At 64.5% G+C, this 24392-nt stretch carries 21 protein-coding genes and 1 pseudogene; 11 read left to right on the top strand and 11 right to left on the bottom strand.

Going from position 1 to position 24392, the window contains the following annotated elements:
• Nucleotides 1–87: 87 nt before the first annotated feature.
• Nucleotides 88–4344 (top strand): PKD domain-containing protein, encoded by a 4257-nt coding sequence (locus NIBR502772_RS22755; protein WP_141139738.1) that lies wholly within the window; start codon nucleotides 88–90, stop codon nucleotides 4342–4344.
• Nucleotides 4345–4994: 650 nt separating this feature from the next.
• On the opposite strand, the gene NIBR502772_RS07725 is transcribed toward NIBR502772_RS22755, so the two are convergent.
• The 6 genes from NIBR502772_RS07725 to NIBR502772_RS07695 form a co-directional block, all read right to left on the bottom strand.
• Complete coding sequence (locus NIBR502772_RS07725; RefSeq protein ID WP_168223505.1) at nucleotides 4995–6248, bottom strand: S8 family peptidase; 1254 nt, start codon at nucleotides 6246–6248, stop codon at nucleotides 4995–4997.
• Between the two features lie 831 nt (nucleotides 6249–7079).
• The gene (locus NIBR502772_RS07715; protein ID WP_210412404.1) at nucleotides 7080–7259 is read right to left on the bottom strand and encodes a nuclear transport factor 2 family protein; all 180 of its coding nucleotides are present in this window, start codon (nucleotides 7257–7259) and stop codon (nucleotides 7080–7082) included.
• A gap of 83 nt (nucleotides 7260–7342) precedes the next feature.
• Nucleotides 7343–8227, bottom strand: a complete 885-nt coding sequence (locus NIBR502772_RS07710) for an aldo/keto reductase (protein ID WP_141139736.1) — start codon at nucleotides 8225–8227, stop codon at nucleotides 7343–7345.
• Nucleotides 8228–8296: 69 nt separating this feature from the next.
• Nucleotides 8297–9745, bottom strand: a complete 1449-nt coding sequence (locus NIBR502772_RS07705) for an MFS transporter (protein WP_141139735.1) — start codon at nucleotides 9743–9745, stop codon at nucleotides 8297–8299.
• 163 nt (nucleotides 9746–9908) lie between these two features.
• Nucleotides 9909–11282, bottom strand: coding sequence for a hypothetical protein (locus tag NIBR502772_RS07700; protein ID WP_141139734.1), 1374 nt, complete (start codon nucleotides 11280–11282; stop codon nucleotides 9909–9911).
• Between the two features lie 63 nt (nucleotides 11283–11345).
• Nucleotides 11346–11615 (bottom strand): hypothetical protein, encoded by a 270-nt coding sequence (locus tag NIBR502772_RS07695; protein ID WP_168223504.1) that lies wholly within the window; start codon nucleotides 11613–11615, stop codon nucleotides 11346–11348.
• Nucleotides 11616–11738: 123 nt separating this feature from the next.
• On the opposite strand from NIBR502772_RS07695, the gene NIBR502772_RS07690 reads away from it, so the two are divergent.
• From NIBR502772_RS07690 to NIBR502772_RS22745, 5 genes are all read left to right on the top strand, one after another.
• Nucleotides 11739–12464 (top strand): hemerythrin domain-containing protein, encoded by a 726-nt coding sequence (locus NIBR502772_RS07690; RefSeq protein WP_141139732.1) that lies wholly within the window; start codon nucleotides 11739–11741, stop codon nucleotides 12462–12464.
• A gap of 538 nt (nucleotides 12465–13002) precedes the next feature.
• Nucleotides 13003–13509, top strand: coding sequence for a nuclease-related domain-containing protein (locus NIBR502772_RS22750; RefSeq protein WP_246848732.1), 507 nt, complete (start codon nucleotides 13003–13005; stop codon nucleotides 13507–13509).
• 550 nt (nucleotides 13510–14059) lie between these two features.
• Nucleotides 14060–14242: a hypothetical protein gene (locus tag NIBR502772_RS07680; protein WP_141139731.1), complete on the top strand. Its 183-nt coding sequence runs from the start codon at nucleotides 14060–14062 to the stop codon at nucleotides 14240–14242.
• A gap of 39 nt (nucleotides 14243–14281) precedes the next feature.
• Nucleotides 14282–15466 (top strand): cation:proton antiporter, encoded by a 1185-nt coding sequence (locus NIBR502772_RS07675; RefSeq protein WP_141139730.1) that lies wholly within the window; start codon nucleotides 14282–14284, stop codon nucleotides 15464–15466.
• A gap of 1024 nt (nucleotides 15467–16490) precedes the next feature.
• Nucleotides 16491–16916 carry a hypothetical protein gene (locus tag NIBR502772_RS22745; RefSeq protein ID WP_246848731.1) on the top strand — a complete coding sequence of 142 codons (426 nt, stop codon included), beginning with the start codon at nucleotides 16491–16493 and terminating at the stop codon, nucleotides 16914–16916.
• A 187-nt stretch (nucleotides 16917–17103) separates the two neighbouring features.
• On the opposite strand, the gene NIBR502772_RS22740 is transcribed toward NIBR502772_RS22745, so the two are convergent.
• Complete coding sequence (locus tag NIBR502772_RS22740; protein ID WP_246848844.1) at nucleotides 17104–17325, bottom strand: hypothetical protein; 222 nt, start codon at nucleotides 17323–17325, stop codon at nucleotides 17104–17106.
• Between NIBR502772_RS22740 and NIBR502772_RS22735 the strand changes: the two genes are divergently transcribed.
• Entirely contained in the window at nucleotides 17245–17514 is a 270-nt protein-coding gene (locus NIBR502772_RS22735) for an HNH endonuclease (RefSeq protein WP_371706878.1), read from the top strand. The two genes, NIBR502772_RS22740 and NIBR502772_RS22735, sit on opposite strands and share 81 nt — an antisense overlap.
• Nucleotides 17515–17630: 116 nt before the next feature.
• Nucleotides 17631–18227 (top strand): hypothetical protein, encoded by a 597-nt coding sequence (locus NIBR502772_RS07660; protein WP_168223503.1) that lies wholly within the window; start codon nucleotides 17631–17633, stop codon nucleotides 18225–18227.
• 8 nt (nucleotides 18228–18235) lie between these two features.
• On the opposite strand, the pseudogene NIBR502772_RS22730 reads toward NIBR502772_RS07660, so the two are convergent.
• Nucleotides 18236–18414 (bottom strand): annotated as a pseudogene (locus tag NIBR502772_RS22730) (AraC family transcriptional regulator); the annotation flags it as partial.
• A 234-nt stretch (nucleotides 18415–18648) separates the two neighbouring features.
• Between NIBR502772_RS22730 and NIBR502772_RS07650 the strand changes: the two are divergent.
• Nucleotides 18649–19353, top strand: coding sequence for a hypothetical protein (locus tag NIBR502772_RS07650; protein WP_141139726.1), 705 nt, complete (start codon nucleotides 18649–18651; stop codon nucleotides 19351–19353).
• Nucleotides 19354–19392: 39 nt separating this feature from the next.
• Here the strand turns inward: NIBR502772_RS07650 and NIBR502772_RS07645 are convergent, their stop codons facing one another.
• Nucleotides 19393–19794, bottom strand: a complete 402-nt coding sequence (locus NIBR502772_RS07645; protein WP_141139725.1) for a hypothetical protein — start codon at nucleotides 19792–19794, stop codon at nucleotides 19393–19395.
• Between NIBR502772_RS07645 and NIBR502772_RS07640 the strand changes: the two genes are divergently transcribed.
• Together NIBR502772_RS07640 and NIBR502772_RS07635 are read left to right on the top strand one after the other, a co-directional pair.
• Nucleotides 19793–20206 (top strand): hypothetical protein, encoded by a 414-nt coding sequence (locus NIBR502772_RS07640; RefSeq protein WP_141139724.1) that lies wholly within the window; start codon nucleotides 19793–19795, stop codon nucleotides 20204–20206. The genes NIBR502772_RS07645 and NIBR502772_RS07640 overlap by 2 nt on opposite strands.
• 228 nt (nucleotides 20207–20434) lie before the next feature.
• Nucleotides 20435–21325 (top strand): DUF4352 domain-containing protein, encoded by an 891-nt coding sequence (locus NIBR502772_RS07635; RefSeq protein ID WP_246848730.1) that lies wholly within the window; start codon nucleotides 20435–20437, stop codon nucleotides 21323–21325.
• A gap of 103 nt (nucleotides 21326–21428) precedes the next feature.
• On the opposite strand, the gene NIBR502772_RS07630 is transcribed toward NIBR502772_RS07635, so the two are convergent.
• Both NIBR502772_RS07630 and NIBR502772_RS07625 read right to left on the bottom strand, forming a co-directional pair.
• Nucleotides 21429–22484 (bottom strand): 2,3-butanediol dehydrogenase, encoded by a 1056-nt coding sequence (locus tag NIBR502772_RS07630; protein ID WP_141139723.1) that lies wholly within the window; start codon nucleotides 22482–22484, stop codon nucleotides 21429–21431.
• 52 nt (nucleotides 22485–22536) lie between these two features.
• On the bottom strand, nucleotides 22537–24327 hold the full coding sequence (locus NIBR502772_RS07625) for an NAD(P)/FAD-dependent oxidoreductase (RefSeq protein WP_141139722.1): 1791 nt from the start codon (nucleotides 24325–24327) through the stop codon (nucleotides 22537–22539).
• Nucleotides 24328–24392: the final 65 nt, after the last annotated feature.

The raw sequence follows: 24392 nt of genomic DNA, 5'->3' as shown, positions 1-24392 counted from the left end.
AAGGGAGAAGAATTTCATGGAACCTGATGCCCGTCGCCGGTGACAGCGGCGGCAACCGAAGAATCCACTATCCGCCGGGAAGAGATCATGAGAAAGACCCTGCTCGCGTTCATCACGCTGCTGCTTGCGCTGGGTAGTGTTGTGGTGGTGCCGGTTGCGGCGTCGGCTGCTGAGGGTGATGTTGGGGTTGAGGGTCCGTCGCATTCGGGGACGGGGACCCCGACGGGTACGAAGCGGGCGACGAGTTCGTTGTGGTTCAACGACGGGCTCTGGTGGGGGAACCTGTGGGACACTGCCAGCTCGGATTTTCATATCTTCCGGTTCAATGCCGCGACGAGCTCGTGGGTCAATACGGGCGTGGCGACGGACAATCGGGCGGGCACCCATCATGACGTGTTGTGGGACGGGACGACGCTGTATGTGGCGAGCTACCGGTTCGTCGCCGACAACCTGCCGGCTGTGCCGAACTTCCCGACGACGATGCGAAGTTACAGCTACAACTCGAGTACCAAGACGTACTCGCTGCTGTCCTCTACAAACATCAACAACTACAAGGTTGAGACCCTGACCATCGATAAGGACTCGACGGGTCGGGTGTGGGCCACGTGGCAGCAGGGGAACAAGATCTATCTGAACGTCACTGGCACGGACGGCACAACATGGGGCACGCCGTTCCCGCATCCTGCGTCGTTGAGCAACGTGTCTGTGGACGACACGTCGGCTGTGATCGCGTTCGGACCCGGCAAGATGGGTCTGATGTGGAGCCGGGAGGTCGGTGACGCCACGGACGGCATGTACTGGAGCTACCACGTCGATGGAGCGTCGGACACAGACTGGAGCGAACCTGTGGCGGCGGTGTCGGGGCAGGGCAGCAGCGATGACCATATGAACTTGAAGTGGCTGGACTCCTCGGGTGATCGGGTTTTCGCCGCTGTCAAGACGTCGTTCACGTCCGCGCCCCAACCGCTGATCCAGCTGTTGGCATTGAATGGCACGACCTGGTCGTCGCACCCGATCGCGACTGTGTCGGAGTGCCCAAACCGGGTGCTCGTCCTGATTGATGAGAGCACGCAGAGACTGCGTACCTTCGCTTCCTATCCGAAGCCGAATGGCACGACGAACGCTGGTGTCTGCAGTAACTCCGGGGGCGCCATCTACGAGAAGTCCTCGCCGCTGGACAACATCAGCTTCACCACCGCGAAGACGGCTCGTATCGTGGACGCCGACCAGTATGTCCACAACGTGACGTCAACGAAGCAGAACCTCAACAGTGCGGCGCGGGGCACGGCCAACAGCGGTCTGCTGGTGCTCGCCGATGTGAACGCCACCAGCCAGTACTGGCACTTTTACGACCGGGCGCCCGTTGCCTCCTTCACGGCCACCCCCACTTCCGGCACCGCACCCCTGGACGTGGCCTTCACCGATACCTCCACCGACTCGCCGACGTCGTGGTCCTGGGCCTTCGGCGACGGCGACACGTCCACCGAACAGAACCCGGCCCACACCTACACCGCCGCCGGAACCTACACCGCCACCCTGACCGCCACCAACGACACCGGCTCAAGTTCAACCACCTCGACCATCACGGTCAGCCCGGCACCACCGCCCGTTGCCTCCTTCACGGCCACCCCCACTTCCGGCACCGCGCCCCTGGACGTGGCCTTCACCGATACCTCCACCGACTCGCCGACGTCGTGGTCCTGGGCCTTCGGCGACGGCGACACGTCCACCGAACAGAACCCGGCCCACACCTACACCGCCGCCGGAACCTACACCGCGACCCTGACCGCCACCAACGACACCGGCTCAAGTTCAACCACCTCGACCATCACGGTCAGCCCGGCACCACCGCCCGTTGCCTCCTTCACGGCCACCCCCACTTCCGGCACCGCGCCCCTGGACGTGGCCTTCACCGATACCTCCACCGACTCGCCGACGTCGTGGTCCTGGGCCTTCGGCGACGGCGACACGTCCACCGAACAGAACCCGGCCCACACCTACACCGCCGCCGGAACCTACACCGCGACCCTGACCGCCACCAACGACACCGGCTCAAGTTCAACCACCTCGACCATCACGGTCAGCCCGGCACCACCGCCCGTTGCCTCCTTCACGGCCACCCCCACTTCCGGCACCGCGCCCCTGGACGTGGCCTTCACCGATACCTCCACCGACTCGCCGACGTCGTGGTCCTGGGCCTTCGGCGACGGCGACACGTCCACCGAACAGAACCCGGCCCACACCTACACCGCCGCCGGAACCTACACCGCGACCCTGACCGTCACCAACGACACCGGCTCAAGTTCAACCACCTCGACCATCACGGTCATCCCGGCACCGCCCCCCGTTGCGCCCACGTTGGACGCACCCTCCGTCGTCAACGTTGCCAACGTTGATGCCGTGCCCGTCTCCGGCACCGCTAGGGCCAGAGTCGCGGACACCGTGAGTGTCACAGCGTCCGACGGCGCGGGCAATGCCGTGAGCGGAACGGCCACGGCCAGCTCGACCGGAGCCTGGTCCCTTCCGACACTCAACCTGACGAGCCTCAACGACGGCACCGTGACCCTGACCGCAACCGCGACCGATACGGCGGGCAACGTCAGCCCGGCGACGACGGCAACGGTCCCCAAGGACACTGTGCCCCCCGCCGCGTCCACGTTGGACGCACCCTCCGTCGTCAACGTGGCCAACGTCGATGCCGTGCCCGTCTCCGGCATCGCCGGGGACACGGGCACCGTGAGTGTCACAGCGTCCGACGACGCGGGCAATGCCGTGAGCGGAACGGCCACGGCCAGCTCGACCGGAGCCTGGTCCCTTCCGACACTCAACCTCTCGAGCCTCAACGACGGCACCGTGACACTGACCGCAACCCCAACCGCAACCGATACGGCGGGCAACGTCAGCCAGGCGACGACGGCAACGGTCCCCAAGGACACCGCGCCCCCCGCCGCGCCCACGCTGACGGCCCCCGCCACAGTCACCGCCGCGACCGTCACGTCCGTGACGGTCAGCGGCAGCGCCGAGGCCGGCACGACCGTCACACTCAACGTCACGGACGCCAATGCCGTTCACACCGTCACCGCGACCGCGACCGCGGACGGAACCGGGTATTGGTCCATAACGCCACTGAACCTGACGAGCCTGAGCGACGGCCAGCTCACATACACCGCCACCGCGACCGATACGGCGGGCAACGTCAGCCCGGCGACGACAGCAACGGCCCCCAAGGACACCGCACCCCCCGCCGCCCCGACACTGACGGCCCCGGCCACCGTCACCGCCGCGACCGCCACGACCGTGACCATCAGCGGCAGCGCCGAGGCAGACGCCACCGTCACGCTCAACATCACTGACGCCGACACCGTTCACACAGTCACCGCGACCGCTACCGCGGACGGAACCGGGAACTGGTCCATAACGCCACTGAACCTGACGAGCCTGAGCGACGGCCAGCTCACATACACCGCAACCGCGACCGATACGTCCGGTAACACCGGTGCGTCCGCAGCGCAGACCGGAACGAAGAAGACGACCTCAACGGCACCGCAGTTCACGAGCGTGCCGTCCCAGATCACGGGCGACACGGTGACCGCCGTGCCATTCGAGGGGACCTCCGATCCGGGGGCAGCCGTGGCGCTCACGGCCACCGATTCGGGGAATCACAGCCTATCGGCCACGGCAACCGCGAACGGCTCGGGAAACTGGTCCGCGACGATGAACCTCAGCACCCTCAACTCGGGCCTGGTCACGTTCTCGGCCCAGGCCACGGACACCTACGGCAACATCAGCACGGTGATGACGGCGACGAGCCGCATCGGCCCGGGGGTCGTGTCCGTCACGCTCCAGAACGGCGGAATCGCCGGCAAAGCGGACACCAACGACAAGGTCGTGGTCGTGTTCAACGAGCCGATGAGCCCGAGCTCGTTCTGCAGCACCTGGACCAGCCCCACAGGGCCGTGGACGCATCTGAGCAGCAGCGTCAGCGTACTCATCAGCCGCAACACCTCCGCACCCAACGACACCCTGACCCTCACGACGGGTTGCACGACCAGCAACTTCGGCACCGTCAACCTCGGCGCCCGCTACACCACCAGCACCGGCGGAAACCTCACCTTCAAGGGCAGCAGCACCGTCCAACGGTCCTCCGTCTCGCTGAGCGCGGACGGCAAGACCCTCACGATCACCCTCGGAGCCCTCAAGAGCGGCACCCGGGCCACGGGCGTCATCGCCGGCACCCCCACGTACGAGGGGACCGCGAACGGCCAACCCGGCATCGCAACCGACATGAACGGAGTCCCGCTCGGAACCAAACCCTCCGGCTCCGGGACGGCGTCGGGCTTCTGATCCTCGAATCGCGCGGCATACCTTCCTGCAGAAACGAGACCTCAGCCGTTCCGTGTCTGACCGTCACAAATCAAACAGAAGTTGAGGTCATACTGTCAGCCGCCGTCGGTGATTCAGCCTCCTGATTGCATATGCAGCAGCCATGCCACCAAGGACCAGTCCGATCGTGATTACCCAGAGCGAGTTGTTCGCTGCAGCGGTCACGGTATCCGCCGCAGCGTCGTCGAATGTATCCGCTGCAGAGGCAATGGTGGCACCGCCACTTGGTAATGGGGCAGGGTTGGAGTTCGCTGCCACTGTTGCCGGTGTTTCCGAAGATGTGGTTTCGGGTCGTTGAGTGGCTTCGTCCGCCACCGGCTGAGGTGAGATCACGCCAGGTTCAGCAATTGCCGCTGCCTGCGCCGCATTCGCAGCGGCAGGTTTATTTAGGGGCGAAGCGGCTGCAGCCTGCCAGGAGGGAGCATCAGCAGGTTCGGGAGCCGGTTGCGCGGGATCGGGTTGTGCGGGCCCTGGAGCTGGGGCAGTTGCAGCAGGTGCCGGGGCGGCATTGGTCGTAGCAAGGGGAGCGGGAGCTTCATCAGCGGTTACGGGGGGAGCTTCAGCGGTAGACGGGGTAGAAGCTGCTGATCCCTGCAACCCGCAATGCGTACCTACCCCGCCCATGCATCACCAGCCTGGAGATTGGAGCAGGAGGGAACAGGTGGATTAGGCGCGGGGATAAATAGCAACCTGTTAGGGGTTGCGCCCTTATTGGCACTGATGACACCCGTCACCGCGTTGTTGGTCATCGACTGGTGAACCTGTGCCGGGGATAACGAAGGGTCACGGGAAAGCAGGACTGCAGCCGCACCGGAAACGTGTGGAGCGGCCATTGAAGTACCGTCCAGAGTGTTGTAGCCGGTAGCAGCGTTGTTCCAAGCAGACCTGATGGATATTCCCGGTGCTTGAATATCAACGCAAGAGCCGTAGTTGGACCATGACGCCTGAGCGTCGTTAATATCCGTAGCTGCAACGGTAATGGCAGACCGAACTCGAGCAGGAGAGGCAGCACAGGCATCAGCGCCGGCGTTGCCTGCTGATGCGACTACCGTCATCCCGTCGTTAACAGCACTTTGAACGGCTTCGTCAAATGAAGAATTAGTGAAACCGCCAATACTGAGGTTCAGTACTGCTGGCTGACCGGCCACGTGGTGCTGAACTGACCAGTCAATCCCTGCCATGATTGTTGACGCCCAGCCGCTTCCATCACACTCAAGCGCCCGGATGGGGATGATGCTGGCTTTCTTGGCAACGCCGTATGTTGTTCCGGCGGCGGTTCCCGCGACGTGCGTCCCATGACCATTACAGTCATTGATTCCATTGCCATCATGAACTCCCCACCAGATTGCAGGAATCCTCCCGGAAAATTCCGTATGGGAAACATGCAGCCCGGTATCAACAACATAGATGTTCACGCCCGCACCTTCATTGCCGATGCTGTACTGCCCATCTCGCCCTGATCGCTGATCTACCCGGTCAAGCCCCCAAATAGATGTGGCACCAGAGATTGAAACGGGAGTGTCAAGTTCAACTGAGGCCACGTCTTCTGATCTTTTCAGGGACTCCATTTCCTTCGGTGTCGCTACAACTACCGAAGCTTTCATTGCATGGGAAAGAGTCGCCTTAACTTCAATCCCCTGTTGCCGCAGGGACGTAGACTCCGCTTCTGCATTCACATCATTGCCATATTTCACGATGTACCTTTGCTCTCCTGCGGGTGGAGCAGAGGGCGAAGGAGAAGGAACAGTGGCAGATGGCGGATCAGTTGCAAGATCAGCATGAGCAACAGCAGGGGCCAGAAATGGAACCATTGAGGCAAGGAATACGGATGCCGCGGCTTTAAGGAAATACGGCGGTGTGGACATCTGCACTGTTCTTTCGTACGAAGGATGCCTCTTACCGCGGGAGCAGCCATAAGTGATTACCGAGCATTAATAGAAGCTGCACTTTCCGTGTGCCATACAAATGATAACGGCGAGGTTCCAGATATTAGACCTCAGCGGACTGATTGTCGAACATTATGGTCCGGCACGAACATCTTGCCTAAGAGCACCTCGCCGCGGACCGCACCATCACCCGCGAGGCGATGACCGCGGAGTTCCGGGCCCTGGACTACGTCACGAGTTCCCGATCCCGTCAGCACGAAGCCTCCTTCGCGATCCAGGACGGAGTTCCGGGGCTGGTCGCCATCTAGAACCTTCCCGAACCCTCGAAACCCCCATCCGAGTTCGCTCGGCTTGGGGTTTCCCCGTTGTTTGAGCGGTACGCTCCTTGAAGCTGGAGAAGGATGGGGGAAGCGTCAGGGGCTGGTATCTCCGCCGCAACCGAGGTCCTGCGCGGAATGGTGGACAGCGTTCTGGCTGCGGCTGCCCTGCCCGGAATGTTCGTTGTGGGCCTGGTCAGAACTTCGTCGCCGCCTGCGCCAGGTGCAACCGGGCGAAGGGCGCCAGGATTCCTTCCCCGGGTCAGCAGGAACGGATTGAACGACGACGACGGGACTACGTTACGCCCGACGGTTTAGTCAGTGTCGGCGAGCGGCAGCCGCTCCCCTAGCCGCTCCTGGTGGTTGAGCTTGTCGAGACCTCGGGTTTCGACAAGCTCAACCACTCGAGGCATATGGGGTTGTCACCAGGTTGATGCGACGGTGCGGGTGATGGCCCAGCCGTCTCCGCGCGGCTCGAACCAGGAGCGCAACGTCAGGCGCCATGTTGCCGTGGATCCCCAGATTGTGGCCATTCCGCCTTGGCCTGCACGGATCCGGTCATGTGCGTAAGGGTGAAGTCGTCGGCAAGGATGACGCCGAGTTCTGCCAGGTCCCCGGCAACCATCGCCTCGCACAACGCGTTGTGGAGCCCCTCCAGGTCCGTGGCGGTCACGGTTTCATCCGTCGTCGTGCCTGTGCTGTGAGTTCCTGTGCACCGTGGCTGGTGCAGTATTCCAAGCTGATCTTCTTTCTGTCTTAGGCTTCGGGGATGACCATCGAGAAGCGCTCCAGCCGCGCCTCGTCGGGGTCGGGTCCGTTGCGCACACCGGAGTCGAGCGCGTCGATGGCGGCCAGTTCGTCGACGCTGAGTTCGAAGTCGAACACGTCGAAGTTCTCGGCAATGCGGCCAGGGTTTGTTGATTTCGGGATGGCTGAGCGGCCCTGCTGCAAATGCCAGCGCAGCATGACCTGCGCCGGGCTCTTCCCGTGCACCCGCGCGATGGCGGCGATCGTCGGGTCTTCCATCACGTTCCGACGGTCCTTGCCGCCCCACCCGGGGTAGAAAGTGATGCCGCCGATCGGTGACCAGGCCTGGGTGAGGATCCCGTGCTCGGCGTCGGCTGCCTGGACGTCCGGCTGGCTGAAGTACGGGTGCAGCTCGATCTGGTTGACCGCCGGGATGACGTGGGTCTCTGCCAGTAGCTGCTTCAGGTGGTGTGGCATGAAGTTGCTGACGCCGATCGCCCGTACCCGCCCGTCGGCAAGCAACGTTTCCAGCGCCTTGTACGCGGCGATGGTTTTGTCGAACCGGTCGGGGGCCGGCTGATGCAGGATGAGCAGGTCAAGGTAGTCGACGCCGAGCTTGCCAGCAGCCTTCTCCCAGGCGTGCAGCGTCTGGTCGTAGCCGTAGTCACTCACCCAGACCTTGGTCTGGATGAACACGTCAGAACGGTCCAGACGCGAGCCGCGGATGCCTTGGCCCACCTCCCGCTCATTGCCGTATGCGGCGGCGGTGTCGATGTGCCGGTAGCCGGCTGCGAGCGCAGCCTCGACGGCCGCCGTCGTCTGCTCGGGTGGGCTCTGGAAGACGCCCAGGCCGAGGGCTGGCATCGTGACGCCGTTGTTGAGTGTAAGTTCCATGATCATGCCTTTCACGGTATTCGGATGTGCGGGGATGTGGGAGGGGCTGGGGCTCAGTGGTCGTGCGGTTCAGCGGGCGGGCTGCGCCTCCGGTACGGGCACGGCCATCCGGGGTGCCCTGGTTCGGCGGGCAGCCAAATCTGCGGGCAAAATGAGGGCCGCGGCGACCGTCAGGGCAAGAAGCAGGAGGACACTGCCTGCCGTGAGGGCGGCGCTGACCGCGGCGGCCAGGTGCGCTACGGCGGAACCCGTGGTCGGGACGGTTGCTGCGGCAGCGACTGCGATACCAAGCCCGAGGCAGGTGCCGATCTGGTGGAAGGTGTTCACCAGGCCCGATGCCGCCCCGGCGTCTGCGGGCGGGGCACCGACGATGCCGAACGAGGTCAGTGGCGCGAAGGCCAGGCCTTGGCCGGCGCCTATGAGGATCATTGGCAGGGCCACCCCCGTCAGGTAGGAGGAGTCGATGCCCACGCGGCTGAGCCAAAACATCCCGGCGAGGGTGAGCGGGATACCGGCCAGCAGCGGGACCGAGCCCGGCATCCGGCCCACGAGCCGCGGGATGCTCATCGCGATGGCGAAGTTGACCGCCGTCATGGGGAGGAACCCGATGCCAGCCTGCAGCGGGTCAAAGCCCAGTACTTCCTGCATGAACTGGGTGGTGAAGAAGAAGGCGATCATCGCGCCCAGGTACAGGAGGCGGGCGATGTAGGCGCCGGTGCGGCGGCGGCTCGCGAACAGCCGCAGCGGCATGATCGGCTGGGCCGCCCTGCGCTCGATCAGCACGAACACGGCCAGGAGCACGACGCCGGCGCTGACGGCCGTGAGCGTGACAGGCGAGGCCCATCCGGCGTCGGCGGTGTTGATGATGCCGAACACGAGAGCGCCGACACCCAGCGTGGCGCTGAGCGCGCCGAAGACGTCGAAGCGGCCCCGGGACCGGCCGGTTTCCGGGAGAAACCGTGGAGCGAGGACGATCATCGCGGCGCCGATGGGCACGTTCACGAAGAACCCGGCCCGCCAGGAGATCCAGTGGGCCAGCGCCCCGCCGATGACCAGGCCCAGGCTGGCACCAATCCCTGCCGTAGCACCGTACAAAACGACGGCCCGGGTGCGCTCACGGCCCTCCGGGAAGCTCGCCGTGAGCAGGGACAGCGAGGCGGGCGCGACGATCGCCGCCCCGATACCCTGCACGGCGCGGCCGGCGATCGCCCACCAGCCCTCCGGCGCCAGTCCGATCAGCAGCGACGCGATGGAGAACACCGCCAGCCCGAACACAAAAACCCGCCGGCGTCCGAGCAGGTCACCTGCCCGGGCCCCCAGGAGCAGCAGGCCGCCGAAGACCAGCGTGTATGCATTCTGAACCCAGGAAAGCTCGCCGGTGCTCAACTGGAGGTCTTCCTGCAGGCTGGGCAGGGCAGTGAAGATGACCGAGTTGTCCAGCAGGATCATGAAGTAGCTGGCGAGGATGATCGCCAGAATCGCTGCCGGATGGGGAGCGGTTGCGGGTTCAGGTTTCATGCTTTCCATGCAACCGTGTTCTACGCATGGCCGGGAGTCACTGTCGTTCCGGGTACCGCCAGTCCCTCCCTCGTCCTGGGGCGGCCGCGTAGCGTGGACGCCATGACACGCAGCGAGGACGTGCGGAAGTTCCTGACACCTGGTGGACTTCGCACCCCACGCGTCAGTAGAAGTCGGCTGGTGTAGGGCGGCGTATTTGGGCCCTGCTTAGTGGTTTGTCTCCGGGATAGGGCAGGCCGAGGGCAAGGCAAAAGAAGGCAGCCTTCAGGTCGGCGTTGCGGAAGTGGCTGACGAGAGCCTTGTGAGTCTCGGCTCCGATTCGGGGGCGTCCCTTTATGTCGACCACCGCGCCCTTCAAGTAGTTTTCGGCCCGTGAGAGCCTGTCTTTGTTCTCCCCGTATGTTTCATGGAGGGCCCGCCTCGCGTCGTTGGCGCCGTAGTTGGCCTGCGCCTGGCGGACGCGGTCGGTGACGGATTTGATGTACTCCGCCACCAGGGCGTCCTCGCCTCCTGTGCCGAGCCCTGGCGGAACTGGCGCGAAGGGGTTGTCGGGAAGCCTGAGGATGCACAGCCCGGCGCCCTCGTCGAACCGATCGACGCGTATCCGGTCGGAGTAGGCCCGCAGGTGCCGGCCATCGGCCACGGCGAAGTTGCTCTGTTCCATCCAGCGGGCCACATCGACCGGCCTGGCCGTCGCGTAGTGCCTGGTACTGGAGGCGGGGATAATCACGGCCAGACGCCCCGGACACGGCAGGATCCAGCGGTCGAATGTCCTCGCGGCGAATCTGGCCTCGTGCGGGAGCGTGTCCGTGGCCCCGAGAAGGCCTGCCCCGATGGCGACCGCACCGAAGATCTCGACGTGGTCGCCGGGCGGGATCGCTGCCAGGACCTGCCGCGCGTCCTCGTCGCTGACAGGCAGGGAGAGCCGCCCCTCCAGATAGTCGGCCCACGCCCACATGGTGCGTGGGTCGCGTGCGAGAAGCTCCCCGGGCTCGGCCTTCGCCGTATGGTCCGTGTCCGGGGGGATGCGCTTGGGGGCCTCCGGACTCACGCCAACGCCCTCAGCTGGCTGGTCTGATCCGGAATCAAGAAGGGCCCACTCGTAGTTGACGCCGATCGACCGCCCCCGCGCGAAGTGGGCGTTGGCGATGTCACTGAGATCCCGGCTGCTCTTTTCCGGGTGGGTCAGCCGGATCCACTCGTAGTCCCATTCCTGCATGTCCCGTATGTGGCGGACTTGTTTGCTGGCACGCAGCTGGTCCGCGAGATCTTCACTGGCGAGGGCCGGGCTGCGCGGGGCCATGACCGGTGGGGGCTCGACTGGACGGGCCGGCTTCGGCGAGCGCGCCATGACCGGAGGGGCCGGAGTCCTGGCGAAGTGGACGATTGCCACGGTCAGCCCAACCACACCGAGAACGATCAGGAGAACCCACCAGTACTTGATGAGGACCCCGATCGCGACGAGAACGAGGAAGATGCCGAAGGGGCCAAGCCCACCGGCACCAGCGCTAGCTGAGCGACGACGTTTACGTGCCATGCTGCATGATCCCACCTGGCACCGACAATCTGTAAGGGCAAAAGTGGAGCCCGGATCCTCCAATCAGCGTTCATGGAGCCGTAGCCGGTAGCGTATACAAATCAGGTCCGCTTCCAGCTCGGTGCCGTCGGCAAGGACCGCCGTTGTCGGTGACCTTCGAAACGCACCCCGCGGACGGTGGCGGCGCTGGTCCTTCACGCCGGCAAGGGGGTCCTCGCCGAGCACAATCTGCGCGTACGCGGTCCGGGCAAGCTCCAGAGCTTCGGGGTCCACCCGGTGGATAGTGCGGACGGAGGATAGGAGCTCCCGGGACAGGGCCTCGAACGTCGCCATGCGTTCCCCTGCCTGTACGCCCGCCGTCGGAATCCGGATCCCATTGTGCCCCATGGGGGCAGCCGATACGATGCTGCCGGGGAGAGGTCCTCGTCTGCCGCAACGAGTGTTAGGGGCCCAGCAATGACCGACTTCTTCACCATGCAGCCCGGTGAGACCGCTGCTCCCCTGCCCCCAGGGCCCGTTCTGTGCACCGGGACGGCGGCCATGCGGCGCATCCACCGTTTCTTCCTGTGGGCGTATGACGAGGCGCCCGGGCTGGTGCGTTCGGTCGCGCCCGGAGATACCGCCCGTGCCGCTTACGTGGGCGAAGTCCTGGGGAACTTCGACAAAGTACTCCACACGCACCACGAGGGCGAGGACCTGCTGATGTACCCGCCGCTGGGAGAGAGGGCACCGGCGTGCGCATTGCACATCGGGCAGATGATCGCCCAACACAGGCAGGTCACAGAAAAGCTGGAGGTCATCGAACCTGTACGTCTTCGTTGGCTGCGGACCGCAGACGCAGAAACCGGCCGGGAACTCGCGGAACGCTACGAGGAGCTGTCCGCCATCCTCAATGTGCACCTGCGCCGCGAGGTCACCGAGATCATGCCCGCCGTGGACAGGGTGATGACCGAGGAGGAAATGAACGCGGTAGGGCAGCACGGAATCAAGAAGTTCGACAAGAAGTTCATGGTCGCCTACCTGGGGATGGTGCTGGCCACGAATCCGCCCGCAGACCGGAAGGAACTGTTCAAGGAGATCCCCGCGCCGGTCCGCCTCGCCTACAAGCTTGTGGGGCGCAGGATGTATCGGAAGCAGTACTCCATGCTGTTCCCGGGACGCGAAGTTCCCGAGACCCTGTAGCTTCCGCCTGCCACCACGTCGGCCGATGAAGCCGGCGACGGACAGCACCTGCTGATCCTGACGGACATGGCGGAGGCGCTGCTGGCGACGCCCGAAGGCGCGAGGCCGGGGTGTCTCGGGGCCGGTTCGGCGCCCGGAACGGAGCGGTGGAACGGCCGACGGCGGCTGTTGAGTCGCGCGGGACGTTCCGGGTGCGAAGTCAGTCTTGGGCGGCTTTGCTCGCCGTTCGCAGGTCCGGAGCGCGGCACACCCTGAAAATTCTTGCGGTGAGTGAGGATTGAGCCATGGGAAAGCGCATCCGAGGCCTAACCGCCGCGATCTACAAGCAGCCTCCGTCCGTTCCGGCGATCCAAGTTCCAGCCTCTTGAAGCAGATGAAGCTCCGGTATTCCGGAGCGTGTCGGCTCTGCGGTGCGTCTCTTCCGGCCGGGACTGAGGCAATCTATGAGAGCGAGACCAAGACCGTCCGCTGTTTGCAGTGCCCCATCGAGGCCATGGAAACCATGTCCCCCGGACTGGAAACACCTTGTGAGGAGTCGTTGTCCACTGAGCCCGGAGTAGCCGGGTCGTCCGCACGACGCGAATATGAGCGCCGCAAGGCGAAGGACGAGGAAAAGATCCGCGAGAAGTGGGGCCGCTTCGGCGGCCTCGCAGTCGCCCTATCTGACGAGCGCCAGCCCACCAAGGCCTGGGATCGAGGCGCGGTAGGAGAGGAACGCCTCGGCGCTCGTCTGAATGCTCTGGGCGCCAATGGCCTGGCTGTCCTCCACGACCGGCGAATCCCCGGCTCGAAGGCAAACATTGACCATATCGCCATCACCCCCGGTGGAATCTGGGTGATCGATGCCAAGCGGTACAAGGGACGGCCTGAACTGAAGATTGAGGGTGGCATCCTTCGCCCACGCGTTGAGAGGCTCCTCGTTGGCCGGCGTGATTGCACGAAACTGGTCGAAGGGGCGCTCAAACAGGTCGACATCGTGCGCGACCTCGTTGGGATGTTCCGGTCACCGGGGCGCTGTGCTTCGTCGAAGCAGACTGGCCTCTGATCGGGGGCGCATTCGCCACTCGCGACGTTCACGTGCTCTGGCCGAAACGGCTAGCCAAAGTGCTTACGGACCAGACAGCCGGCGACGTTGATGTGGCGGCGATGCGTGAGTTGATAGCCTCGCGGTTTAAGTCTGCGTGACAGCAATCAATGTTCCGAAGCACGGTAAGGGATCGGCTACGCCCGCAATGCCATCTACGCAGTCACCGGGATGGAATTGATGGGACAGGCAGTTGGGAGGTCCTAGCTCTAACTGTCAGTCCGGGGCGGCAGGTGCCAGTTCAGGGTTGCTCGGGCCCGCCCCGTCCTGCTGACGAAGCCGTCGTCGGTGAGGCGTAGAGGCTCCGAACAACAGCCTCGCCCTTGATGTAGTCCTCGTCCTTAGCCACCATCCACTTCCAGTGGCCGCCACAGGAACCGCGTATCGCTCAACGTCATGCGCCCACTACGGGTTGCTGTGGCCATGGCCAGGCGCGGCGCGGGTGTGACAGCATGAGTCCACTATCCATACGCGCCGTGGAAAGGCAGCAATGGGCGGCAATTGCGCCCACGTGGCATCGAACCTGAAGAAGATCAGGGAAGGCATGAAGCTCTTGACCATCCTGATGGTCAGGGGTGACTTGGCCAGGGGGATTCCCGCGCAGGTGGCCGATGGCTACCACCGGGTGTGCGCAAGCTATTGCACGGACGAAAACACCGACATTCCACTCAAACTGGCCGACGCGCCCCGCTAACCGCCGCAAACGAACCGCAACGCCGGTAGAAGGAGGGACGTGTCGTTCTTTCAGCTTTCGCTGATCGGCGCGGTCGCGCTCCTAGGTCCGCTGCTGGCGCTATCCCAGAAATGGCACCTTCCCGTGGCGCTGGGGCAGTTGCTGGCTGGTATCGCCATCGGGCGCACGGGTCTGGGACTAGTGGACTCCTCGGATCCCACGTTCACCTTTGTGGCCGACGTCGGGTTCGCCCTCATCATGTTCGTCGCCGGGACGCATGTCCCCGTGCGGGACCAAGCCATCCGCCCCGCACTGGGTGGTGGCGCCCTGCGTGCCGGCATCGCCGCAGTGCTCGCGGCCGCCGTCGGAATCGTCATTGCCTTTGCCTTTGGCACCGGACATGCTCCCCTTTACATCGTTCTGCTCGCTTCCTCTTCCGCAGCCTTGGTGCTGCCGATCGTCGATTCGCTGCGGCTGACGGGACCAAAGGTCCTGACGACGACGGCGCAGGTGGCGGTGGCAGACATCGCCTGCATTGTGGCACTTCCGCTTGCTGTCGACCCACCCAATGCACCGCGGGCAGCCGTCGGGGCAGCCGTCGTCGCGGCGTGCGCTGCGGTCCTGTTCTTTGTCCTTCGCTGGCTGGAGCGCAACGGCACGCGCGGACGGATGCATGACGTGTCCGAGGACCGGAAGTTCGCCCTGGAGCTCAGGATCCAGCTTGCCTTGCTCTTCGCGCTCTCCGGGCTTGCCGTCGCGGGCCACGTGTCCATCATGCTGGCCGGGTTCTCCTTCGGCCTGGTGGTCGCAGCGGTAGGAGAACCCCGGCGACTGGCCCATCAACTCTTCGCCGTCAGCGATGGCTTTCTAGGGCCGGTGTTCTTCGTATGGCTGGGCGCATCGCTTGACTTACGCACCCTTGCGGGAAGCCCCACTATGATTCTCCTCGGGATTTGCCTAGGGTTTGGAACGCTGCTGGTCCATGGAAGCCTGCGGCTACTCGGCCAGCCTCTGCCGCTCGCAGTTCTTGCAGCATCCCAGCTGGGAGTGCCGGTTGCCGCCGCCACAATCGGCTCCCAATTGCACTTGCTGGAACCGGGAGAAGCCGCGGCCATTATCCTCGGGGCCCTCATCAGCATCGGGGCGAGCACAATCGCGGGCTCACTGGCCGCCCGCACGTTTACGCAGCCCGCGCCAGCGCCGGCAGACAAGCCATCCGAGGGCGGCCCGACCGTGGCTCCGTAGCCAATGCCGGTGCGCACGGACCCTAGGGAACCGGTCGGCGCGGGCTTTGGAGCGGACGGTGGGCAAAGAAGACAATGGCAGCGTAGCCGGTAGCAAGGACAACCAAGCTGCCCAGCCAACCGGCTGACAGGACGCCCTCACCGCCCAGGACGCCCTCACCGCCGACTTCCGGACGCTGGACTACGTCACGACGCCGGGATCCCCCATCAGCACTAAGGCCTCCTTCGCGATCCAGGACGGCTACCGGGTCTTATCGGTGGTTGAGCCTGTCGAAACCGTCGAAACCCGCGGTGGTGGAGCCTGTCGAAACCCCGGTACGACGCTCCCGAACGAGATATTGGGCCTGGGAGGACAATCTGTGGCACGTTCCCTTAGCCGCGTTAGCAAGTGACTCCGAGACAGCCACCGCGAGCGTCGACGACGCCAACCCCGGCGGGCTATACATGCGCATGCCCGTCGGGCAGCGCCTTCCTCGAAAGTCACCCCGCAAACTATGTGCCGGCTGAAGGGAAGAACGCGAAGTCTTCAGTGGTGAGTGTTCCTGCGCCAAAGCTGGGAAGAACTTGCGGAGGCCTTGATGCAGGGCGGTCAGAATTGCCTCCGTCGCCCTGCCTTTTGCATCAGGCTACTGGGTTACGCTCGGCGAGCACTTTCGCATCATCAATGCTTTATTTTGTGGGGGCAATAAATGAATACACTTTTTCGACGCCATGAAGCACGAGAACCGGTCAACAATGAAGTTGGCCATGTGATCCGGACTTCACCGGGATCAGGGATTTCCCGACGGCGAGTGGCTGGTGGGGCTCTCGCGGTCGCCATAGTCATTTCAGCGACGGCCTGCGGAGGTCAATCGGCGGCCTCTATCGGTGCTTCCCTTCCCAGTGAGTCCGCATCCGCGACGGCAACGCCGACACCCACTCCAACAGCGCCCGCTTCTTCCGCCTGCCTCACCGAGAATGCGACTGAAAAGTACCTGCCGAAGATCTTCATCTGCACCAAGACCGACGCCGGAAAACTGCAGTGGATGGAGCAGTCGGAATCGAAACGGGTAACGGACGCGCGAGCGGCAGCGAAGGTCGCGGCAGAGAAGGCGGCCGCAGACAAAGCAGCGCAAGACGCTGCTGCAAAGGCTGCCGCAGAGCAGGCCGCTGCGGAGGCGGCCCGTCAGGAAGCTGCTGCCGCTGAAGCGGCCCGCCAGCAGCAGGCCGCTGCTGCAGCAGCCGCCGCGGCAGCTGCACAAGTCCCGGCGCCCGTGCGGCCTGCCGCCCCCGCAGCGCCGTCCGGATGCGACTCGAACTACGCGGGAGCGTGTGTGCCCATTGCATCTGACGTCGATTGCGCCGGAGGGAGCGGAAACGGTCCCGCGTATGTGCGAGGACCCGTCACGGTCGTTGGATCTGACATCTATGGTCTGGACCGCGACGGGGACGGTGTGGGTTGCGAAGGGTAACCAGCGAGGTGGGGACCACCCGATGATGGAACTGAAGCGCGTCTACTGGAGCCGTAAGGCTTTGCGCTTGGCATATACGGCCGTAATGATGTGGCTAAGCATCTCAGTTTTCCTGGCCCTCATGCCAAAGCCGAAAGTCGTTTCCGGGACTGGTATTTCCTCGGTGACCGAGGTCCTGCGCGGAATGCTAGAAAGTGTTCTGGCTGCGGCTGCCCTGCCCGGCGCATTTCTTGTGGTCCTGGTCATCATTGCTGCCGTGGTCCACCGCCACGACCTCCGACGCCGGGACCGGGTACGAGGTTTCACCCGCCAGCAGCGCCGCGAAGGCATGGCCCGAGCTGCCGGCCTGTGTGAAATGGAGGCCGGATTCCGGCGCCGTTGCTCCCGGCCCGCCGAACACGGCGACCACTTCTACCCCTGGTCCAAAGGCGGATCCACCAGCCTGCAGAACTTCGTCGCCGCCTGCGCCAGGTGCAATCGGGCGAAGGGCGCCAGGATTCCTTCGCCAGGCCAACAGGAACGGATAGAACGACGACGGCGTGACTACTTCATGCCCGAAGGTTCGGTTAGCGTCGGCGAACGGCAGCCGCTTCGCTGACCCGCTCCGCCGTGCACGACAGTTATACATCTGCCGCGGAATGCCCGGTGCGACTGGGATAGGCTCGCCTGGGACCGGGGCATGCATGGCTCCGGCGGCAAGGAGCGAGGAATTCATTGGATCTACTGGGTGGCTTGAGCCGCGACGAACTCCGCTTCTTTCCCTGGATTGCTGCCGCCGTCTTCGCGCTGGTGGCCGGCCTCTGGCGTCCGCGCAGGTTTCATTGGACAGCGCTTGGTTCCGTCCTGCTCTTTGCGGCCCTCAACGCGGGTGCCGGGATCTATGTCCTGAGCCAATTCCGTGATTCCCGATGGTCCGCAGGAGGGGAACCGCCGCTGACCGTCCCGTCGTTCTCCGGGACGCCAATCGTGGGCCAGTATCTGGGCCCCCTGGACTCCGCGCTGAACGGGGTGGTCGGTGGCGTGAACGAGTTCCTGGCATTCAAGCAGGCACTTCCCATAGCGCTGGACTTCCTTGCCGTGTCCGGCTGGGCCCTGCTCCTGTCGTTCCCGCTCGCCATTGTCGCCGCCGTCGTCAGTTACGCCGTGGCTCGACGCCGAGCGGCGGACTTTGAAAGGTACCGCGCCACCGTTGACCGGCTCAAAGAAGAGCTTGAGCAGGTCAAGCGGCAGATCTCGTCAGGGAGTGTCGTTGACACGGCGCTCCCTGCAGAGGGCGAGGTCAGTAACGTGCGGCACAGACAGACGGGCTGATAATTCTGTCAGGCGCTTTCCACCGGCAGCCGCAACTCGGTGGTTGCGGTGCTGAAGTCGGCGGCGGTCCAGAATGGCAACGACCGAGGGGCAAGGCCTCAGCCGCCAGTGGTTGGAGGGGAACCAGTCAGCGGCTGGCCGCCCACCTGGACTGGAGGGCCGCCGGGTATGGTCCGGTGGTGCGGAACGCCGTGCAGGTAGGTCCGCTCGCTGCCCTCGGTGGGAAGGTTCGTTGCTGTCAGTTACCGGCGGCCGTGCGCAAGCGCCGAGCGACCTCGGGGGTCATGGAGTAGCGCTGACCGTCCCAATCCCAGATGTAGTGCCAGGAATTGCCCTTGGGGGTGGTGTACATCGGCCGAGGGCGCTGCGAGCGTCGACCCATGTACAGCAGGTCAGGCCGAACCTACAATGAGCCATGCCCATGACCGGCCGAGCTGTCTCCGTTACGGTGCTGCTCGCCGTCGAGGCAGGACTGGCACTGCTGGCCGTGCTGGTCCACCACGGTTTCATGGCGGTGTACGGCCGTGTTGCCGATACCGCGTTCGAAGGACTCACCTGGGCCTTGACGGCAGGTCCTTCCGGAATGGCGCTCGGTCTGGTCGCGGTGGTTGCCGTGGTCGGTTTGGTCCTCTCGCCACGACTGTGGATGCGACTGACGGCCGTGGCCATCCCGGTCCTCATGCTGCTCGTGATGCTCGCTGTCACCCCCTTGGCCCTGGGGCAGAAGACCGGGAAGTACGACTCCTCTCCGCAGTGCGTGACCGAGGGTACGGATGAGCCCATGGCCAGTGCAGACCGCGAGTCCCAGCGGGCGTTCGATTCCATCGAACACATCGGCCTTTACAGCGGTGGCGGCGTGAGTGGTGTGGGCGGCTGTACCCGCTGGTTTGTGCTCTCGGGAGACGTCGATGTGTTGCAGCACTATCGTGCAGCGCTGCCAGCGGCGGGCTGGGAAGTGGTCGAGGATGACGGGCGCCACCTGCGGGCCCAGCGTGACGGCCTGGCGTTCCAGGTGATGCCCTGCCCTGGCGGCGGTGCCGTCTGGGCCGGAAGTGACGACCACCCCGCATACGGACAGGGAATTCCTGGGCTGGCGGGCACTGAAATTTGTCCCCACGACCTCTGAAAACGACAGGCTGGCGCGAAGGCCGAAGGGTGAGACCGGCTACAGACGCTTCCGTCCGAACCCAAGCAGTGCCATGGCAACGGACAGCGCAAGCCCTGAAGCTATCAGCGGGGTGGTCTCCCGGTCCGGGTGCCGGAACGACTCCCGCGTGATCCGCTCCCACGAGATGCCCAGAATGTAGAGGGCGCCCAGCAAGCCGACCGCCCGCCTGACCCACGGCCGCGGCCTGGCAATCAGTAAAGCGGTCCCTGCCGCGTGGGCGGCTAGCGTGTGCCACGGCGCTGACAGCCCGCTGCCCATGGCCCACATGTCGCGCGCCACGTCTTCGGGCTTGCCCCGGCCAATGGGCGCGTCGTAAGGGATCCCGTCCCGGATGGCTTTCCGCGCTCCGATGAGCTGGAGGATCAGCTCTATCAGCGAGACTGCAGCCAGGACTTTCATGATTGATCCTTCCTGGGGCACGGCCGGGACGAAGAGCGTACCGCTACCCGAGGAAACCGGGCAATGGTTTCCCGCGCAGGACGTCGGTACGCACCCAGGTGCGCGCCGCCGTCGTGCCCCTCCGGTCGCCGAGGCCCCCGCGCCGGTAGCTGGCAGCCTCCCCAAATACGATGCCCTCCATGCAGAACTCATTGCAGCACTGGAAGCGAAGATGCCGGACATCAGCTGGACCGTGGACAGGCCAGCCACCCTGGCCACGCTCCAGAACGGCAGATGCATGCACTACCTGCAGACCATGCAGAGCAGCGCCGACGTGGTGGAGCCATCCAACCGAGAAGTCCCTGCTGCTGGCGGACAGCAGCACGTTCGAGCACCACGCGAAATACCGCGTCCTCTCCCTGGAAGAGCTTGACGTCATCATCAGCGACGCCCGCCTCGACGAGACCGCTGCCCGGAAGATTCGGGGGGCTGGGCTTTGAGGTTGTGCGGGCGAGTTTGAAGGCCAACTGACTCCAAAGTTAAAGGTTCAACTTTATATGGCTATTGGTCCCTCCACACGAGGTACCAATCATGCTTGTCATATTGAAGTTGCGTCTTGTCGTAACACATTGAATGCTTTTTCGTCTGTCATATTTGAGCCATGACTACACCAGAGTTCCCTGGGGCGGGCTCACAGCAGACTTCGCCCAACCACCCACCTGTCGCGCAGTCGGCTTACGAGGCGTCAACGCCGACCCTCCCGCCCCGGCCGACGAAGGCAAAGAAGCCATTAAACGTCGTCGGGCTCATCGCCCTCATCACAGCAGTGCTCGGCTTCATCTTCGCTTGTATGCCCGGCGCGCTCATCGTTGGCTGGATACTGCTGCCTATCGCATTCGTTCTGGCTCTCGTCTCCCTGTTCCAAAGGGACAAGCCCAAGGGGATGGGTATCACTGCCTTGATCCTGTCAATCGTTGGAACAATTGTCGGGGTCGTCGTGTTCTTTGGCGCCGTCGGGTCGTCGATCGACAACGCCCTCGGCAGCGGCGACACCAAAGTCGTAGCACCGTCCGGGGATGCAGGTGCCACTAACGGCGGGGCAGCGGAAGCTCCCGCTGCCAAAACTGGAACCCGCGAGACCCCCCATCCGATCGGCTCGGTCATTGAGTCCAAGGACTGGCGCGTTGTGGTCAACTCAGTCACCCTTGCCGCCACAGACGCTGTTGTCGCTGCCAACCAATTCAACGACCCGCCTGCCGCGGGTTCGGAGTACATCCTCGTGAACTACTCCGCCACCTACATCGGCGATGACGCTAACGGGCAGACGCCTTCGTTCGTGTCAGTCGAATACGTGACAGCAGACGGCAGGACCGTGAACAGCTACGACAAGTCCGTCGTAGAACCGGATCCTATCAGCTCGAACGCGCTTTATAACGGCGGCTCTGCAACAGGCAATCAGGCTTTTGAAGTGCCGTCGGCCACCGCGGCTCAAGGCGTTCTCGCCGTCAGGGCGGGCATGTTCGGTGACAAGGTATTCGTCGCAGCCAAATAACACTCATAGGAAGTTCGCAAAGCCCCCGCCAGAGGCGGGGGCTTTGCTTTGCCGCGCTCCGCAACTGTTTCGGTGCAGTTCCTCCGCGTAGCCTCAAGCACTCCTACGGGTGCACCAGCACTTTCACCGCCGTCTCCTTGTGATTGATGAGCGTGTCGAAGCCCTGCTCCACCAGGTCCTCCAGCGCGATCCTGCCGGTGATGAACGGCTTCAGATCCACCTTGCCTTCCTGCACCAGTTTGATGGCGGCAGCGTGGTCCCGGACGTAGGCGATGGTCCCGCGCAGGTCGATCTCCTTCAGGACCAGCTTCTGCATGTCCACCGTGGCAGGCGCACCCCAGATGGACACGTTGACCACCACACCCGCCGGCCGGACGGCGTCGAGCATGGTGTCCAGCACAGCGTTCACGCCGGCGCATTCGAAGGCGACGTCCGCACCGGTACCGCCGGTGAGTTCCAGCACCCGCGCCGGGACGTCCTCCTTGCTGGGGTCCAGCACATGGTCCGCCACGCCGCTGGAAACCGCCTTCTCCTTGCGGGCCAGCGTCAGCTCGCTGACGATCGTAGTCACGCCCATGCCCTTGAGGACGGCCGCGGTGAGCAGCCCGATCGGCCCCGACCCGCCCACCAGGGCCACGTCGCCCGCCTTCACACCGCTGCGCGCCACCGCATGGTGCGCCACGGACAGCGGCTCGATCAGGGCCGCCTCGTCCAGCGGGATGTCCCCGATGGGATGCACCCATCGGGCGTCCACCACGATCTTCTCGCTCAGGCCTCCCCCGCCGCCGGAGAGCCCGATGAACCCCATCTTGCGGCACAGGTGGTAATTGCCCGCCTGGCAGGAATCGCATTCGTCGCAGACAAAATAGGGTTCGACGACGACGTTGTCCCCCTTCGCGAGGCCCGTCACCCCTTCGCCGACTTCAGACACAGTACCGGAGAACTCGTGCCCCAAAGTCACCGGAGCCTCCTCCCCCGAGAGCGGGTGGGCATGCCCCGGGGCGGGGACGAAGATGGGTCCTTCGAGGTACTCGTGCAGGTCGGTTCCGCAGATGCCGCACCAGGCGACGTCGATCTTGACGGCCCCGGCGCGGAGCTCCGGCTCCGGCACATCCTCGATCCGGATGTCTTTCCTGCCGTGAAAACGTGCTGCTTTCATGATTCCTCCTGAATTGAACGGGTTTCGACAGGCGCAACCACCGGGGCCGGTGTCAGCGCGTGTGGTGCGTCGCCTGCAGTTCGTACACCGGTGTTTCCAGCCCTTCCATCCGGGCTTTGAGCTGCAGGGCCAGGTACGAGGAGTAGTGCCGGCTCTGGTGCAGGTTGCCGCCGTGGATCCAGAGGTTGGGCACGTTGGTGGGCTTCCACATGTTGCGCAGCTCCCCTTCCCAGGGGCCCGGGTCCTTCGGGGTGTCCGAGCCGTACCCCCAACATTTTCCTACTCTGTCCGCGATTTCGGGAGAAACCAGGTCCGCCAGCCAGCCGTTCATGGAGCCGTAGCCGGTGGCATAGACGATCAGGTCGGCCTCCAGCTCAGTGCCATCATCAAGGACCACGGCGTTGCCGGTGATCTTGGAAACCTCCCCCGAGCGAAGCTGCACCCGGCCGTCGATGATCAGCTGGGAGGCGCCGACGTCGATGTAGTAGCCGGAGCCGCGCCGCAGGTACTTCACGAACAGCCCGGACCCGTCCACACCGAAGTCCAGATCGAACCCGGCGGCCTCCAGCTGGGAGTAGAAGTCGGCATCCCGGGCAGCCATCTCCTGGTACACGGGCACCTGCGCCTCGGGCAGGATCCGCAGCGGGAGCGACGCGAACAGCAGGTCGGCCTTCTCGGTGGTCACCCCGGCCGCCAAAGCCTTCTCCGAATACAGGTCCCCCAGCGCCAGGTCCATCAGCGACTCGCTCCGGGCGATGTGAGTGGAGGACCGCTGCACCATGGTGACGTCGGCGCCGTGCTCCCACAGGTCCGCGCAGATATCGTGCGCGGAGTTGTTGGAGCCGATCACCACGGCCTTCTTCCCGGCCCAGTCCCCGCCGCCCGGGTGCTGCGAGGAATGGCGCTGCTCCCCCAGGAAGGACCCCGCGCCGTCGAACGCGGGAATGTTCGGGTAACCCGAGACGCCCAGGGCGAACACCAGCTGCTTTGGCCTCAAGGTCACCGGCGACCCATCACGAACCACGCTGACTACCCATTCCTGGGTGCCGTCGTCGTACTCGGCGCCCACGCACTCGGTGCCGCCCCAGTAGTTCAGCTCCATGATGCGGGTGTAGTGCTCCAGCCAGTCGCCAATCTTGTCCTTGGCGGCGAAAACGGGCCAGTCGTCCGGGAACTTCAGGTAGGGCATGTGGTCGTACCAGACGGGGTCGTGCAGGTGCAGGGACTTGTAGCGGTTCCGCCAGGAGTCGCCCGGCTTCTGGTTCTTCTCGATGACGAGGGTGGGGACGCCCAGGCGCCGCAGCCGGGCCGCGAGGCCGATGCCGCCCTGCCCGCCGCCGATGATGACCGTGTAGGGCTGCTCGTCGTAGCCGAGCCGCGCCTCGCGCTCCTCCTTCTGTTCCAGCCAGGAGCGCCGGCCCTTGATAATTTCGTGCGCCACGCTCTTCTCGCGGCGGGTCCCCTTCTTCTCCTCGAAGCCCTTCAGCTCCTGCATGGTGGTGAGCAGCGTCCAGCATTTGCCCTTCCGCAGCCGGAGGTGGCCGTAGCCGCGGGCGGCGGCGGTTTCGAACGTGATCCAGGCTTCCGTAGCGCCGGCGTCGCCCGTGGCGTCCTCCGAGAGCGCCCAACCAGAAGGCTGCACGTGGTCCAGCGTGGCCTCGAGCATCTGGCGGATGTCCGCCTTGCCTTCGAGCGTCTTCAGGTTCCAGGTGAACGCCACGAAGTCGCGCCAGTAGCAGTCGTCCTCGAAAAGCTCCAGCGCGGCATCCACGTCGCGCCTCTGCAGGGCGGTATCCAGTTCCGTCAGCCAGGCCTGCGCGGCTGCGGTGGGTGTTTCGGTCATGTCCACTCCCTTGTGTCAGATGGTCCGTGTGTCTGTTGGTCCCGGCGGCCCGTCCCGCAGGAATC

The organism is Pseudarthrobacter sp. NIBRBAC000502772, assembly GCF_006517235.1.
Lineage (GTDB): Bacteria > Actinomycetota > Actinomycetes > Actinomycetales > Micrococcaceae > Arthrobacter.
Note: the sequence above shows the minus strand (reverse complement) of the source record. Positions and strands in the feature narration are given on the sequence as shown.

Bases quoted from the DNA above. Each gene is read 5' to 3' on its own strand.
- NIBR502772_RS22755 (WP_141139738.1), top strand. From the start codon at position 88: ATGAGAAAGACCCTGCTCGCGTTCATCACGCTGCTGCTTGCGCTGGGT.
- NIBR502772_RS07725 (WP_168223505.1), bottom strand. From the start codon at position 6,248: ATGTCCACACCGCCGTATTTCCTTAAAGCCGCGGCATCCGTATTCCTT.
- NIBR502772_RS07710 (WP_141139736.1), bottom strand. From the start codon at position 8,227: ATGGAACTTACACTCAACAACGGCGTCACGATGCCAGCCCTCGGCCTG.
- NIBR502772_RS07705 (WP_141139735.1), bottom strand. From the start codon at position 9,745: ATGAAACCTGAACCCGCAACCGCTCCCCATCCGGCAGCGATTCTGGCG.
- NIBR502772_RS07700 (WP_141139734.1), bottom strand. From the start codon at position 11,282: ATGGCACGTAAACGTCGTCGCTCAGCTAGCGCTGGTGCCGGTGGGCTT.
- NIBR502772_RS07695 (WP_168223504.1), bottom strand. From the start codon at position 11,615: ATGGCGACGTTCGAGGCCCTGTCCCGGGAGCTCCTATCCTCCGTCCGC.
- NIBR502772_RS07690 (WP_141139732.1), top strand. From the start codon at position 11,739: ATGACCGACTTCTTCACCATGCAGCCCGGTGAGACCGCTGCTCCCCTG.
- NIBR502772_RS22745 (WP_246848731.1), top strand. From the start codon at position 16,491: ATGGAGCAGTCGGAATCGAAACGGGTAACGGACGCGCGAGCGGCAGCG.
- NIBR502772_RS22735 (WP_371706878.1), top strand. From the start codon at position 17,245: ATGGCCCGAGCTGCCGGCCTGTGTGAAATGGAGGCCGGATTCCGGCGC.
- NIBR502772_RS07650 (WP_141139726.1), top strand. From the start codon at position 18,649: ATGACCGGCCGAGCTGTCTCCGTTACGGTGCTGCTCGCCGTCGAGGCA.
- NIBR502772_RS07640 (WP_141139724.1), top strand. From the start codon at position 19,793: ATGATTGATCCTTCCTGGGGCACGGCCGGGACGAAGAGCGTACCGCTA.
- NIBR502772_RS07645 (WP_141139725.1), bottom strand. From the start codon at position 19,794: ATGAAAGTCCTGGCTGCAGTCTCGCTGATAGAGCTGATCCTCCAGCTC.
- NIBR502772_RS07635 (WP_246848730.1), top strand. From the start codon at position 20,435: ATGACTACACCAGAGTTCCCTGGGGCGGGCTCACAGCAGACTTCGCCC.
- NIBR502772_RS07630 (WP_141139723.1), bottom strand. From the start codon at position 22,484: ATGAAAGCAGCACGTTTTCACGGCAGGAAAGACATCCGGATCGAGGAT.
- NIBR502772_RS07625 (WP_141139722.1), bottom strand. From the start codon at position 24,327: ATGACCGAAACACCCACCGCAGCCGCGCAGGCCTGGCTGACGGAACTG.